Source organism: Pseudomonas sp. B16120 (assembly GCF_044218845.1).
Lineage (GTDB): Bacteria > Pseudomonadota > Gammaproteobacteria > Pseudomonadales > Pseudomonadaceae > Aquipseudomonas > Aquipseudomonas paracarnis.
In genome coordinates, this window is the sequence record NZ_CP162588.1 from 1,878,402 (window position 1) to 1,892,906 (window position 14,505).

Genomic DNA, 14,505 nt, shown 5'->3' on the forward strand with positions numbered 1-14,505 from the left:
GTCTGCGCTGGGGGTGGCTATTGGCGCTTCATCAAGTGATCGTTATGCTCGTTCCCGACGGTATCTTTATACGGATTTACCATCGAACCTATGATTTAATTCATCGGTAGATACTGAGGGGAGCTGTATGCCAGCCAGGTCTTTGCTGGGCTCCTGGGTAAACCGATTGCGCTAGGAAAGGTCATGGCCTGCGGAGACGCGACCCGTCCTCTCATGATGCGCACGAGCCATGGTGTGCGTTGACTGCAGTTGCTGCTCGGCTACCGCCTATGACAGCGAAATTCATCTTGTTTAATCTGGAGTATTACTGATGCACCTGCAGAAACTGGCCAGTGTCGCCAAGTTCAAAAGTAAGGAAGCGCTGATCGGGATCGTGGGTCTTGGTTATGTGGGCCTGCCGTTAATGCTTCGTTACAACGCGATTGGTTTTCGCGTGCTTGGCATCGATATCGACGTCAGTAAAGTCGAAAAGTTGAATTCGGGCGAAAGCTACATCGAGCACATACCAGGTGCAAAAATTGCGGCGGCCCGTGACTCGGGATTTGAAGCAACCGTGGATTTTAGTCGCGTTGCAGAGTGTGATGCGCTGATCCTGTGTGTGCCAACGCCCTTAAATAAATATCGCGAACCTGACATGAGCTTCGTAATCGATACCACCGACGCAATCAAGCCCTACCTGCGTGCCGGTCAAGTCGTGTCGTTGGAGAGCACAACTTATCCGGGAACCACCGAGGAAGAGTTGCTGCCGCGAGTTCAGGAAGGTGGTTTGGTTGTTGGGCAAGATATTTTTCTTGTCTACTCACCTGAGCGCGAGGACCCGGGCAATCCGAACTTCGAGACGCGCACGATTCCAAAAATTATCGGTGGTGATACGCCAGCCTGTCTGGAAGTGGGCACGGCGCTGTATGAACAGGCAATCGACCAGGTCGTGCCTGTCAGTTCTACCAAAGCAGCAGAAATGACCAAGCTATTGGAAAACATTCATCGCGCCGTAAACATTGGCTTAGTCAACGAGATGAAAGTCGTTGCTGATCGCATGGGTATCGATATTTTTGAGGTCGTCGACGCCGCGGCTACAAAGCCTTTCGGGTTCACCGCCTATTATCCGGGCCCAGGTTTGGGGGGGCACTGTATTCCTATCGATCCATTCTACTTGACTTGGAAGGCCCGGGAGTACGGATTACATACACGGTTTATCGAGCTCTCTGGTGAGGTAAACCAAGCTATGCCTGAATACGTCGTCAGTAAGTTAGTGGATGGGCTGAACGAGAGTGGCAAAGCCCTGAAGGGCAGCAAGGTACTGATCCTCGGTATTGCCTACAAGAAAAACGTCGATGATATGCGTGAATCACCATCAGTCGAAATCATGGAGCTGCTTGAGGCTAAGGGGGGGCTTGTCGCCTACAGCGACCCACATGTTCCGGTTTTTCCAAAAATGCGTGAGCACCATTTCGACTTGAGCAGTGAAGTCCTGACGAGTGAAAATCTCGCCAGTTTTGATGCGGTTGTACTGGCGACAGACCATGACAAATTTGATTACGAGCTGATTAAATCTTCCTCGCGACTGATCGTTGATAGTCGGGGTAAGTATCGCTCTGTGGCGCCACACATTATCAAGGCTTGACTGAAGGTACCGCGCCTCGTGCACTCCAATCACTCTAATACGAGGTGATTGGAGTGTTTACATTTCAAAAGGAATCGACTAAATGAAAAAATTTGCGCTCATCGGAGCCGCCGGTTATATCGCGCCACGTCATATGCGCGCAATCAAGGATACCGGTAATACGTTGGCCTCTGCTTATGACATTAATGACTCTGTAGGGATCATTGATAGTTTGTCGCCAGACAGTCAATTCTTTACCGAATTTGAGCGTTTTCAGGAGCATGCGTTTCGTCTGAAACGCGATCCTGAAACTGCCCTTGATTATATTTCAATTTGCTCGCCGAACTACTTACATCATGCTCACATAGCGGCTGCTCTACGGCTAGGATGCGATGTTATATGCGAAAAACCACTGGTGCCAACTAGTGAAATTCTTAACGAACTCCTGCTCGTTGAGCAGGAAACGGGCAAGCGCGTATATAACATCCTCCAGTTACGTCACCATCAAGCCATTCTAGACTTAAAGGAAAAAGTTGCTAAAGAGCATAACGACAAAAAATATGAAGTGGAGCTTACCTATATCACTTCCCGTGGTAAGTGGTACATGGAAAGCTGGAAGGGAGATCCACGTAAGTCATTTGGCGTAGCTACCAATATTGGTGTGCATTTTTATGACATGCTGCACTTCATTTTCGGTAAGCTTGAGCGCAACGTTGTGCATTTTACGAGTAATCATAAGGCCGCTGGCTACCTTGAGTATGAGAAAGCAAGGGTGCGCTGGTTCTTGTCAATTGACAGCAATGATTTGCCTGATTCAGTAAAAGGAAAAAAACCAACTTATCGTTCTATTACCGTGGACGGCGATGAGATGGAGTTCTCTGAAGGTTTTACAGATCTTCATACAACCAGTTACCAAGAAATTTTGGCTGGACGTGGTTACGGGATTGAAGATGCGCGCCATTGTGTTGAAACAGTCGAAGTTATTCGCGCATCTAAAATTTCCGTGCCGACTGTTGGAGAAGGCCATCCGGTGCTTGCTGATCTGCTCCGCTGATCTGTTGTAACATCCAAGGGTGGGCGTATACACCCATCCCTTGTCTGCTGTTGGAGAGTTGAGCAAGCGTGGTGAATTTGAACGAACCAGTCAAAATTCCGGCGAAAGCTTTGGTAAGCACAACAGTGAGGCTCCAAACTGCTTTTCGACGTGACGTCCAAGGATTGCGAGCTATCGCTGTTTTGGTTGTCATGCTTTTTCACGCGTCTAAAACGTGGTTGCCAAGCGGTTTTATAGGAGTAGATGTTTTTTTCGTTATTTCGGGATATATAATCTGTTCATTAATTATTGATGGGAAAACTGAGTTCAGCTGGCCCGCGTTTTACTGGGGGCGGGCAAAGCGTATCGTACCAGCATATGGCGTCATGTTGGCGGCGGTTAGTATTTTTTCTGCGTTGCTTTTTTTGCCTGGTGACTTTCATTTTTTTAAGGGGTCACTGCAGTCCGCAATTTTATTTTATAGTAATCAGTATTTTTCTGATTTTGGCAGCTATTTTGCGCCTGGAACATATGAGCTTCCACTTTTGCATACTTGGTCGCTTGCCATAGAGATGCAATTCTATCTATTCTTTCCATTGCTTATTCTTTTCACTCCACGAAAATATCTGACCTGCATGTTGGGTGTAATGTGCGTAACTTTATTTGGTTACGCAGAGTGGAGTATGCGCACTCAAGTTGGTCACTCTAGTATATATTATTCGCTAATTGCGAGAGTGCCTGAGTTTCTTATAGGAGCGTTAGTTGCTATTACTCGAATAGGGCGTAATTGGTCGATGAGTATCTCGAACTTTGTTGGTTGGATAGGCCTGATACTTCTTGCTTTTTTAGTCTTTTGCATTGATGAAAAAAACTTTCCAGGTGTGTTATCGATTCTGCCATGTATTGCGACTGGGTTGCTGATCGCCGCTAGAACAGGCACGGTAAGCAAATTGCTCTCTACAGATATATTTGTTTGGGTGGGCGGACTCTCTTATTCACTTTATCTTTGGCATTGGCCTGTTCTTGCGTTCATACGCTATTACACCGAACGTTACGAGCTGGGCAATGCGTGGGTGTTAGTATTTCTAATTACTACGTTTTTATTAGCTTGGCTGTCTTTTCGATGCGTAGAGATCCCAACTCGTAATAGCACTGGTCTCTTGGCGAAACCTATCAGGGTAGGCGCCTTGCTAATGGTTTTAGCTTTAATCGTGGTTGGGAGTTCAGCGCTCAATGAGCACATTGAAAAACCCTTGCCCATAGAGTTAACGAGATACGCGCGCCCAGAAGCAATTTGTCATGGTCGGATAATCGGGGAATGCTTACGCGGAAGTCGCACCGAAGCGATACCTGTACTTGTTCTTGGTGATAGCCATGCAGCGCAACTTAACGGCTTTTTTGATGCAGTAGTTAGACAAGAAAATATGGCTGCGAGAGTAATCACAGCAAGCAATTGTGTACCAATCTCCGGCTTTGATGTAGACCGAATACCCGAGTACTCGCGTGCAGATTGTCGATCACAAATAGCGGCACTTGCGCCGTATATCGATCAAGCCACTACGATCGTAGTCGCTGCGATGTGGGAGTGGCAGGCTTCTAATTCAGAATTTTTACATGCATTTTCAAATTTTTTGGAAGATACCACTAAGCGCAACGTGAGAGTAGTTGTACTTGCACAAATACCTATGTTTGATTTTAATCCACGTCGGGTCAGGCGATTCTCAGAGTTGGGACTGCCAATTAAAGTTAGTAAAAATGAAGGCTGGGAAAAAGCCAATAATAAAATAGCTGAAATTGTTAGACAATATAAAGGCGCCGATTTTATGGATTTTTCACATAGTGTTTTTTTTGCGGAGGCGCCGTTTTATTCTGGCACCTTAATTTATATGGATAACCACCACTTAAATGAGCGAGGAGCATATGATTACGGACTATTTGCTGCTCCTTTTATGAAACCAATTTTTACCTCTAATCACTAATCTAGGTACCAATTATGCCTCACTATCAACACCCCTCCGCTATAGTCGATCCGGGCGCCCAGATCGGTGAATCTTCAAAAGTTTGGCATTTTGTACATGTTTGTGGGGGGGCGCGTATCGGAGACGGAGTTTCATTGGGACAGAATGTATTTGTTGGTAATAAAGTAGTAATAGGTAATAATTGTAAAGTTCAAAACAATGTATCAGTTTACGATAACGTAACGTTGGAAGAGGGCGTATTTTGTGGGCCCAGTATGGTATTTACTAATGTGTACAATCCGCGCTCCCTCGTTGAGCGGAAAAGCGAATACCGTGACACCCTTGTAAAAAAGGGTGCAACACTGGGTGCCAATTGCACGATCGTTTGTGGTGTGACAATTGGTGAATTTGCTTTTATTGGTGCCGGAGCCGTGATCACCAAAAATGTACCTGATTATGCGCTGGTGGTTGGTGTACCTGCTCACCAGATCGGGTGGATGAGCGAGTATGGCGAGCAACTTGAGCTCCCACTCCAAGGTGATGGAGAGGAGGCGATTTGCATTCACACCGGGGCACGGTATGTTCTTAAGGGTAATCAAATTAACAAACTGGAAAAGACACATGATTGATTTCATTGATTTGAAAACCCAGCAAAAACGTATCAAGGGTAAGATTGACGCGGCAATCGCTCGGGTGATGGCTCACGGCCAGTATATTTTAGGCCCGGAAGTGAATGAATTAGAACACGCTCTTGCAGCGTTTGTGGGGGCTAAATATTGTATCACCTGTGCGAACGGCACAGATGCGCTACAAATTGTACAAATGGCGTTGAACATCGGACCTGGCGACGAAGTGATTACACCTGGGTTTACGTATATTGCCACGGCAGAAACGGTAGCGCTGTTGGGTGCCAAGCCGATATACGTCGATATTGATCCGGCTACCTACAATCTAGACCCTCTAAAATTGGAGGCTGCAATTACAAGCAAAACCAAAGCTATTATCCCGGTGTCATTGTATGGGCAATGTGCCGATATGAATGCAATTAATGAAATTGCTGCACGATTTGGAATCCCAGTAATTGAAGACGCCGCGCAGAGTTTTGGCGCTACGTATAATGGGAGGCGTTCGTGTAATCTGACGACTGTATCGTGTACTAGCTTCTTTCCGAGCAAGCCCCTTGGCTGCTACGGAGATGGGGGAGCCATTTTCACCAATGATGAAGAACTAGCGAACGTTATTCGTCAGGTTTCACGACATGGTCAAAGCCGCCGATATCATCATGTTCGAGTGGGGGTCAATAGCCGACTGGATACCCTTCAAGCGGCAATTCTCCTGCCGAAGCTGGAAATTTTCGAAGAAGAGGTGAAACTCCGACATGATGCAGCAGTAAAATACGATAATTTAATTGGAGACGGGTCGTCTATAATTCGCCCTTTTATAGCGGTTGGCAATGAAAGCGTTTATGCGCAATACACAGTTCTAGTGCCGCAGCGTGATATCGTGCAAGGCCGTTTGGCTGATTTGGGTATTCCAACAGTAGTGCATTATCCTACGCCGTTGAATAAACAGCCTGCTTTTTCCGATGGGACGGTATCTCTTCCTGTTGGAGACAGAGTTGCTGACTCAGTGCTCAGTCTACCAATGCATCCGTATCTACACGAGAGAGTACAGGTCGAAATTGTAGAGAAACTTTTTTCCGTCGTTAGTGGGCTATGAGATGTCCACGGGTAAAAATTTTCTAAGAAACATTGCACTGTTGATGACCGGAACGACGATCGCGCAAGCAATACCTGTGTTAGTAAGTCCCTTACTGACAAGAATATATAGCCCTGAAGACTTCGGTGCGTTTGCATTATATTTAGCAGTAGCGTCTATAGTCGCTGTCGTCGTAACTGGACGTTACGAGATGGCGATTATTGTTCCGAAAAAAGAAAGTGATGCTTATCACCTTGTCGCGCTGTCAGTTATGTTGGCGGCCGTCTCGTGTATTGGAATATTCGTCTGCGTCCTGATGTTCAAAAGTAGCCTTCAATCAATGTTTGGCTGGGGCGGTGACAGTCAATGGGTGTATTGGTTGCCAATAAGTGTATTTTTTATGGCTAGCTACCAAAGTCTGAATTATTTGTGTAACCGGGAAGGGCGCTATAAGCAGATGGCGCTCAGCCGAATTTTCCAAAGCTCGAGCATGACGGTAATTCATGTTGTTGGTGGGTATCTAAAAGCCGGGAGCGTAGCCTTGGTCACAGGCCAGATAATAGGTCAAGTCGCTGCGGCCTTTATCATGGCTTATATGATGTTTGTCAGTACGCCTCGTAAAAGCTTGAGAGTTAACAAGCATAAAATTATAGTGCTCGCAAAAAAGTATGCAAATTTTCCTCGATACTTAATTCTGGCGCATGGATTTAACACGGCATCTGCCCAGTCTCCCGTTTTATTCTTAAGTGCTCTATTCGGATCAGGTTCTGCGGGATTTTATATCTTGATCCAGCGCGTGATCGGCGCGCCTATGGTTATTGTTGCAGGTGCCATTGGCGATGTATTCAGACATGAAGCAAGCCGGGAATATGCGAAGACTGGACAATGTCGATCGATATATAGAAGCTCATTTCTACGGCTGTTAGTTATCTCGATAATTCCGTTTTCTATTTTTTTATTGTTTGCGCCAGAGTTATTTGTCTTGGTGTTTGGGGATACTTGGCGACTGTCTGGAGAGTACTCTCAAATTTTGACGCCCATGTTTTTTTTGCAGTTTATAACTAGTCCCTTAAGTACCATGTATATGATTGCACAAAAACAGAAATTTGATCTTGTATGGCAAGCTATACTGTTTAGTTTGCTTTCTTTGGCTTTTTTAATTGGCCAATATTATGGTGATATTAAAGTTGCACTCTCATGGTTTAGTGGGTTCTATAGTCTGATGTATGCAGTGAATGGTCTTATTTCATATAATCTTGCTTGTGGTAAGTGGAGGTAGATTTGTGTTTTACAGTGTGATCAATAATATTTATTTATTTATTTTTTTTGTTGTTTACATCATGAGAGAAAGCGCCTTTGTACGAAATTTGAAAGGCGTAAGACTCACCCAGATTAATTATTATCAGATTCGACAATCACAGCGCTCAAAGCCGAGTCAGTTTTCTTTAGCCTCCCAAATTCGGGGGCAAAAAATATTCGTTACCAACTGGCTATTTAAGTTTTTTTGGAGTCAAAAGAAAGAAAATTGCTTTTTTAACAATCGAACAGCATTGCGAGATGCTGAACGAAAGGAACGGTACTCTTTTGTTCGCCCGCTGGAGGCATACAAGTGACAGATTTTAAAAGCGTGTACAGGGATCTATGCGATGAGGTAGATGATATACCTATATTCAGTCAAGCCTGGTGGCTGGATGTTGTGGCAGGAGAAGAAAATTGGAACGTAGCCATTGTTAGGCGAGATAATAAAGTAATCGCCTCTATGCCGTATGTAATACAAAAAAAATTCGGAATGACGTTGCTTCGACAGCCATCATTAACTCAGACACTTGGCCCGTGGATAAAGAAGAGTGATGCTAAATATGCGAAATCTTTGAGCCAGCAAAAAGACCTGATGGAATCTCTAATCGATCAGCTGCCAGCGTATCAATATTTTACTCAAAATTGGCATTATAGCCAGACTAACTGGCTTCCTTTTTTTTGGAAGGGATTCAAGCAGACAACTCGATATACTTATGTAATTAATGATTTAACGGACGAGAGAGCACTCTGGGAAGAGCTTCAACAAAACATTCGTACGGATATTAAAAAAGCAGAAAGCCGTTTCTTAATAACGGTTAAGGAAGATTCTTCCATAGACGAATTTCTAGAGTTGAATAAGCTTGTTTTCAAACGTCAAAATATTGGATTGCCTTATTCGGAGACGCTGGTAAGAAAGATTGATCAGGCTTGCGCTGAACGTGGCTGCCGAAAAATATTTATTGCTGTCGATGAGCAGGGCAGGCGACACGCAGGAATTTATCTCATATGGGACAGCAATAGCGCTTACTATTTGATGGGAGGCGGCGATCCGGAACTTCGGAATAGCGGAGCTACGAGTCTGTGCATGTGGAAAGCAATTAGATTTTCTTCCAGTGTTACGAAGGCTTTTGATTTTGAAGGTTCAATGATGGAGCCCGTCGAACGGTTCTTTAGAGGATTTGGTGCCCATCAGACCCCCTATTTTTCGATATCTAAAGTGAAGTCAAAAGTCATAGACACTGCTTTTTTTATTAGAGGGCTTAAATCATGGTAACCATTGCGGAGTGCATATTTAAAGGAGACTCAACTCGCTGGATTGAAAGTGTGCTTTTCGAGCGCTTCGGTTTGGTGCTGTTGATTCGAAAAAATGAGGTTGGTTCTATTACTCTGCATCTTGAAGGACGCGCAGGGTCCATAGAGTTTGCGTCGGATCTGGATGAGTTCGGAGACGGAAAATTCAATGTGCCTTTTATCGAACTTGACTTAGCAAATGAACCGGTTTCAAGCTTTTTGCCTGGTCCTATTCCTGCTCCTGGGCTAAGAGCGAACAATTGCCTTTTCGACAAAATTGAAAGCGGTTATCGGATAAATTACAATATTATTGCCCTCGTGTATTGGATGTTAAACCGGGTGGAAGAGCTTGATAGAGATGATCTCGATAGTCATGGTCGTTTCCCGGCCGCATCCTCGCATGCAGTGAAACATGGATATCTTTCCCGGCCAGTCGTCGACGAATGGCTATTTATACTGGGACAATTTATTGAGTTGCAGTGGCCAGGCGTGGTTTTGAAGACCCAGCAATTTTCGATGAAAGTCTCGCATGACGTTGATATGCCAGGACGTTACGCATTTGCGCCTTTTTTCAAACTGTTCAGAAGAATGACCGGTGATCTGCTACGTCGTGATATGAAAGGTTTCTTACGTGCTCCATTTTGTAAGTTAGGCACCCGAGCTAAAATTAGCCACCTTGATCCGGCTAATACATTTGATTGGCTGATGGATGTATCGGAACGATACGGCATCGCAAGTGCGTTTTATTTTATTTGTGGGAGGACCGACCCTGCACTAGATGGCGACTATGAAATTGAGCACCCCGCGATGAGGAAATTGCTGGCATCAATTCACCTCCGCGGCCACGAAATAGGTTTGCATCCAAGCTATAATACGTACCTAAACCTACCCTCCTTGGTCAGAGAAGCTGAACGATTGCGGAAAGTATGTGCAGAGGAGGAAATTTCACAGAGTGTGTGGGGCGGGAGAATGCATTATCTCCGCTGGTCGCACCCACAAACGCTATTGGCGTGGGAGGCGGCTGGGATGCAATACGATTCAACGCTCGGATATGCGGATGTACCAGGCTTTAGATGCGGTACTTGTTTCGAATACCCCGCATTTAATCCAAAAGAGTATAGGGTGTTGAATATTCGAATCCGCCCATTAGTGGCGATGGAGGTTTCGATTATGGATGAGCACTATTTGGGGTTGGGTGCTACCGAGGACGCATTCTTGAAGTTTAAAGAACTAAAGGATACTTGCCGTGCAGCTAAGGGTAACTTTACGTTGCTATGGCATAACTCGCATTTTTCTAAAGCAGCTGAGTTCGATATTTATAAACGTGTTATTGCTTGCTGATCACGGGAAATTATTGATTATCAATGAATAATTTAAAAGAGAATCCAAGATTTTCGTTGAGTATTACGGGGGGGGCTGCCTTTCAGGCGGTTTTTTGGCTGTTCCCTGTATTTATGATTTACCAAGCTTTGGCCCAGTTTCAAATAATTTCTCCAGTGTTAGGGAGTTATTTTTCTGTCGCCGCCGTTGTAACACTTCCTCTTTCTGTGTGGGTAGTGGTGCGACGATTTGGTTTTTTTAAATGCCTTAATTTGTTTTGCGTGAAGTTGCTTTTCCTGCTCATAGCAATGATGCTCTTACTGTCCATGAACGGATATTTCTCCGGGGTTAATCCAGAAATAAATGACTATCACTTTCGGAGTGCAATCAGGTTCTGCTCGCTTTTCTTCGTGATGTTTTCCTTCGGACTACTCAAAGAGAAATCCAAGTATCTCTTGTATTTGTTTCTTGTTGGGTATTCTGTATTTGTATGCATTTTTTCCACAGCGGGGACGTTTGTGCTTCCGGCTTTGGTTCTTGAGGGATATGTCTTCGAACTTGACTATCAGCAGTTGGCTCTAGTGTATCTTGTTATATTAATCATGATGCTACCTGAGCGAAATACCAATCAGCGTCTGGTGCTGTATCTAGTTACATTGCCAGCAATGCTTTTCATAGGGGCTCGCTCAGAATTCTTTGCTTTTTTTATAATAATTTTTGTTGTTGAACTAAGTCGACATGGTGCTAGATTTATAGTTGTTTGTTATTTTTTATTGGTGTCGTTGATTGTCGTTGGTGCGTTTTTTATAAATAATATTGATCTGTCAGGATACAGGATGTTTTCCATTTTTTCTTCGGAAGGTGATCTTTCACTTAATTCCAGAAAGAGTTTGCAAATGCATGCCTTGCGTACAATCGCCGAGCATCCATTGACAGGAGACTATTCAAGTCATGAGCCTGGTGCTTACGCTCACAGTGCTCTGGCGGCTTGGGTAGATTATGGCATTCTAGGTTTCATTTTGTTACTTGTTCTAGTACTAGGACCATTTTTTTCATTGATGCTGAAATACCGCCGTTACTACGGGTCACCGTTCTGGATACAGGCGTTTTCTTCAGTGGCGGTAACTGTGTTTTTGCTGATTTTTGCTAAATCTTACACTTATAGTATGGTTCCAGTGGCAATAGCCCTGTACTGCGTATTTCGGCTAAATCTAAAAAAATACTATTAACCAAATTTTAGTAGAAGAGGGAGATTATGGCGATTAAGATATTATACATCGACGGCGATGGTCCATTGGGAGGAGCCTCGCGGAGCTTGTTCGAGGCGGTTAAAAATCTTCCTAGTGGGGAGGTAGATCCATATTTTTTTGTTAGTCGCGGTACTGCGCTGAAATTTTATACTCAAGTGGCGAAGGACCTCATCACAGTTCGAGGAATGACGAAGTTTGACAATACGCGTTACGGTTATTATCGCGGCGCACGTTGGTTGATACTATTGCGCGAGTTGTTTAACTTTCCATTCATGTTGCTAGGCTTGCTGCAGGCAAAGCGAAGATGGAAAAAATTTGATATTATTCATGTGAATGAGTTTGTCTATATTGTTCCTGGGCTTTTGGCAAAGTGGTTATTTGGTGCGCACTTGGTTGTTCATGTGCGGGCATTGTCGCGAGTAGATAAACACTCATTGCGTGTTCAAGCAATAAATAAAATCTTTGAACGTTACGTCGATGAAGTTATTGCGATTGACGGCAATGTGCGTGCTACGCTTTCACCAGAAATGCCTGTTTGTATTATTAATAATTCATTTACTCCTGTTGCCGATACGGTTCCGGAAGCGAGATTGGTCGATTTCTTCGAATCAATTCCGGTTGGGGCTCTCAAAGTAGGGTTCGTTGGCAATATTCACTATTCTAAAGGTATAGTTGAAATATTCGATGCGGCGAAGCTGATTTCTAATTTGAATAAAAATGTTGAGTTTATTATCGTTGGCGGTATTACGACCAATGATAAAGGTCTGAAGGCTTGGCTTTTACAGAAATTCGGTTTCGCACAAAATGCCGGAAGTGATATTGAATCACTTGCGAAGTCGGAGCAGTTGACTGAGAGCTTTCATATGCTGGGAGCCACGCTCAACATTAAGTATGTTTACGATCGCCTAGATGTTTTGCTTTTTCCTTCTCATTTTGATGCGCCAGGTAGACCCGTTTTTGAGGCGGGTTTCTCTTCTGTGCCCAGCATTGTTGCCGTCACTCATCCGACACCAGATACATTTAGTCATCAGATAACTGGGTTAGCAATCCCAGCCAAAGACCCGCGGGCGCTAGCTGACGCTATTCTTTTCATGTTGTCGCACCCAGCGGATCGTGAGCGTATGGGGCGGGAGTCGTATGCGCTTGCGCTCAGGAATTTCAGCCCGGTAGTTAACTCCAAAAAGCTATTTGAAGTATACTCGCGATTGAATTCTTCTTTATAAGAACCTTGAAGTGCTGAATATAGGTATAACATGAAAATAGTACGAAGCTCTAAACAGTATAAAATATGCTCAACTTGCATAATGGATACTACCGACCCAAGTATTTCTTTTGATGTGCAGGGGGTTTGTGATTATTGTCACAATTTTAAAGACGCAATTTCGCCGAATTGGCACCCTGACGAAAAGGGCGAAGTCGAACTGATGGCTATCGCACAAAAAATTAAGGAAAATGGTAAAGGTAAAGACTTTGATTGCATTATTGGTTTAAGCGGTGGATTGGATAGCTCTTACGCTGCTTATATTGCAAAAGAAAAAATGGGATTAAGGCCTTTATTGTTTCATGTCGATGCTGGCTGGAATACTGACCAGGCGGTAAGTAATATTGAAAAGCTGGTAGATGGACTTGGCTTGGATTTATACACGGATGTTATCAATTGGGAGGAAATGAAAGATCTTCAGACGTCTTTCTTTCGTTCTCAAATAGCCGACCAAGACTTGCCCCAGGATGCTGCTTTTTTTTCCGGTCTTTATAAATTTGCTCGAGAACACGATATTAAGTACGTGCTGACTGGCGCTAACTATTCAACGGAGTGCTGCCGTGAACCTGAGGAGTGGGGCGGTTATCCAGGTATTGATAAGACATTATTCAAAGATATCCATAGGCGTTTTGGTAAACGAAAGCTGAAGACTTTCCCGTTGACTGATATCTTGATTTACAAGATATTGTATCAGCGCATCTTGGGAATGGAAATTGTTAAGCCGCTTAACTTGGTTCCCTATATTAAACAAGACGCTGAAGCTACATTGGAACGCTTGTATGGCTGGAAAAAATTTAAGCATAAACACCATGAGTCACGATTCACTCGTTTCTATGAAGATTACTGGATGCCCCGAAAGTTTGGTTATGAAAAGCGTCGCGCACATTTTTCTAGTCTGATAATGACCGGCCAGATGACTCGTGAGGAAGCGCTTGAGCGCATATCCAAGCCTGAGTTGGACGAGCAGTTTCTCAAGGGCGAATTTGAATATGTTGCGAATAAACTTGATCTATCAGTTGAGCAGCTACAAGCTATTTTCGACGGTGAAAACACGACTTATCACAGCTATCGTAATAAACGCTTCCTCATTGGTATCGGTTCGCGTGTAATGAGCTTCCTGGGATTGGAGAGAAGGCTTTTCAGATGATCACTATCATCGATTATGGGTTGGGTAATATTCAAGCGTTTGTTAATGTCTACAGGCGCTTGAATATTCCGGTGTCAGTCGCGAGGACGGCGAGCGACTTGGAAGGGGCGACGCGCTTGATTCTGCCTGGCGTAGGCGCCTTTGATCACGCTATGGAGCGCCTCGATGCTTCTGGCATGCGTTCGACGCTCGAGCGTATGGTTCAGGAGCAAGAGGTGCCCGTTCTCGGGATCTGTGTAGGCATGCAAATCCTTGCCAGTGCTAGCGACGAGGGAAGCTTGCCTGGGCTGGGTTGGGTCACTGGCCGAGTAAAGGGGTTTTCCTCCATCCCAGAGTTAGCTCGATTGCCTTTACCGCATATGGGTTGGAATGATGTTCAATCGCTCAACGGGTCCCCTCTGTTTAAAGGTTTGGAAAAGAATGCACGTTTCTATTTTCTGCACTCCTTCTATTTCGATTGTGAACGAGGCTCAGGAGGCATAGCCTCGGCGTCTTATGGGCAAGATTTTATCTGCGCTGTTGCTGAAGGGAACGTGTTTGGGGTTCAGTTTCATCCCGAAAAAAGCCACCACTTCGGTACAACTCTTTTGAAAAACTTCGCGGAATTTTGAGATGCTCAGGCCTAGAATCATTCCATGTTTGTTGA

12 protein-coding genes are annotated in these 14,505 nt (G+C 44.5%); all 12 read left to right on the forward strand.

Annotated elements, in window-relative coordinates; genetic code table 11:
* The first annotated feature begins 310 nt into the window (after nucleotides 1–310).
* The 12 genes from wbpA to hisH all read left to right on the forward strand — a co-directional run bounded on the left by wbpA (nucleotide 311) and on the right by hisH (nucleotide 14,470).
* A complete protein-coding gene (gene wbpA / locus AB4P90_RS08965; RefSeq protein ID WP_201915451.1) occupies nucleotides 311–1,624 on the forward strand; it encodes a UDP-N-acetyl-D-glucosamine 6-dehydrogenase in 1,314 nt (437 codons plus the stop codon).
* Between the two features lie 82 nt (nucleotides 1,625–1,706).
* Nucleotides 1,707–2,657 (forward strand): Gfo/Idh/MocA family protein, encoded by a 951-nt coding sequence (locus AB4P90_RS08970; RefSeq protein WP_201915449.1) that lies wholly within the window; start codon nucleotides 1,707–1,709, stop codon nucleotides 2,655–2,657.
* A gap of 71 nt (nucleotides 2,658–2,728) precedes the next feature.
* The gene (locus tag AB4P90_RS08975) at nucleotides 2,729–4,615 is read left to right on the forward strand and encodes an acyltransferase family protein (RefSeq protein WP_395605818.1); all 1,887 of its coding nucleotides are present in this window, start codon (nucleotides 2,729–2,731) and stop codon (nucleotides 4,613–4,615) included.
* Between the two features lie 14 nt (nucleotides 4,616–4,629).
* Nucleotides 4,630–5,223: an acyltransferase gene (locus tag AB4P90_RS08980; protein ID WP_201915448.1), complete on the forward strand. Its 594-nt coding sequence runs from the start codon at nucleotides 4,630–4,632 to the stop codon at nucleotides 5,221–5,223.
* On the forward strand, nucleotides 5,216–6,313 hold the full coding sequence (locus tag AB4P90_RS08985; RefSeq protein WP_201915446.1) for a DegT/DnrJ/EryC1/StrS aminotransferase family protein: 1,098 nt from the start codon (nucleotides 5,216–5,218) through the stop codon (nucleotides 6,311–6,313). Before AB4P90_RS08980 ends, AB4P90_RS08985 begins: the two co-directional genes overlap by 8 nt.
* Nucleotide 6,314: 1 nt before the next feature.
* Entirely contained in the window at nucleotides 6,315–7,571 is a 1,257-nt protein-coding gene (locus AB4P90_RS08990; RefSeq protein WP_201915445.1) for a lipopolysaccharide biosynthesis protein, read from the forward strand.
* 330 nt (nucleotides 7,572–7,901) lie between these two features.
* A complete protein-coding gene (locus AB4P90_RS08995; RefSeq protein ID WP_395605819.1) occupies nucleotides 7,902–8,864 on the forward strand; it encodes a GNAT family N-acetyltransferase in 963 nt (320 codons plus the stop codon).
* Complete coding sequence (locus AB4P90_RS09000; protein ID WP_395605820.1) at nucleotides 8,858–10,222, forward strand: polysaccharide deacetylase family protein; 1,365 nt, start codon at nucleotides 8,858–8,860, stop codon at nucleotides 10,220–10,222. The genes AB4P90_RS08995 and AB4P90_RS09000 overlap by 7 nt, the downstream gene beginning before the upstream one ends.
* Before the next feature lie 23 nt (nucleotides 10,223–10,245).
* Nucleotides 10,246–11,430, forward strand: coding sequence for a hypothetical protein (locus AB4P90_RS09005; RefSeq protein ID WP_201915442.1), 1,185 nt, complete (start codon nucleotides 10,246–10,248; stop codon nucleotides 11,428–11,430).
* A 26-nt stretch (nucleotides 11,431–11,456) separates the two neighbouring features.
* Nucleotides 11,457–12,674 carry a glycosyltransferase family 4 protein gene (locus tag AB4P90_RS09010; protein WP_201915441.1) on the forward strand — a complete coding sequence of 406 codons (1,218 nt, stop codon included), beginning with the start codon at nucleotides 11,457–11,459 and terminating at the stop codon, nucleotides 12,672–12,674.
* Nucleotides 12,675–12,755: 81 nt separating this feature from the next.
* Nucleotides 12,756–13,859 carry an N-acetyl sugar amidotransferase gene (locus AB4P90_RS09015; protein ID WP_236598473.1) on the forward strand — a complete coding sequence of 368 codons (1,104 nt, stop codon included), beginning with the start codon at nucleotides 12,756–12,758 and terminating at the stop codon, nucleotides 13,857–13,859.
* Nucleotides 13,856–14,470 (forward strand): imidazole glycerol phosphate synthase subunit HisH, encoded by a 615-nt coding sequence (gene hisH / locus AB4P90_RS09020; protein ID WP_201915438.1) that lies wholly within the window; start codon nucleotides 13,856–13,858, stop codon nucleotides 14,468–14,470. Before AB4P90_RS09015 ends, hisH begins: the two co-directional genes overlap by 4 nt.
* The last annotated feature ends 35 nt before the right edge of the window (nucleotides 14,471–14,505 follow it).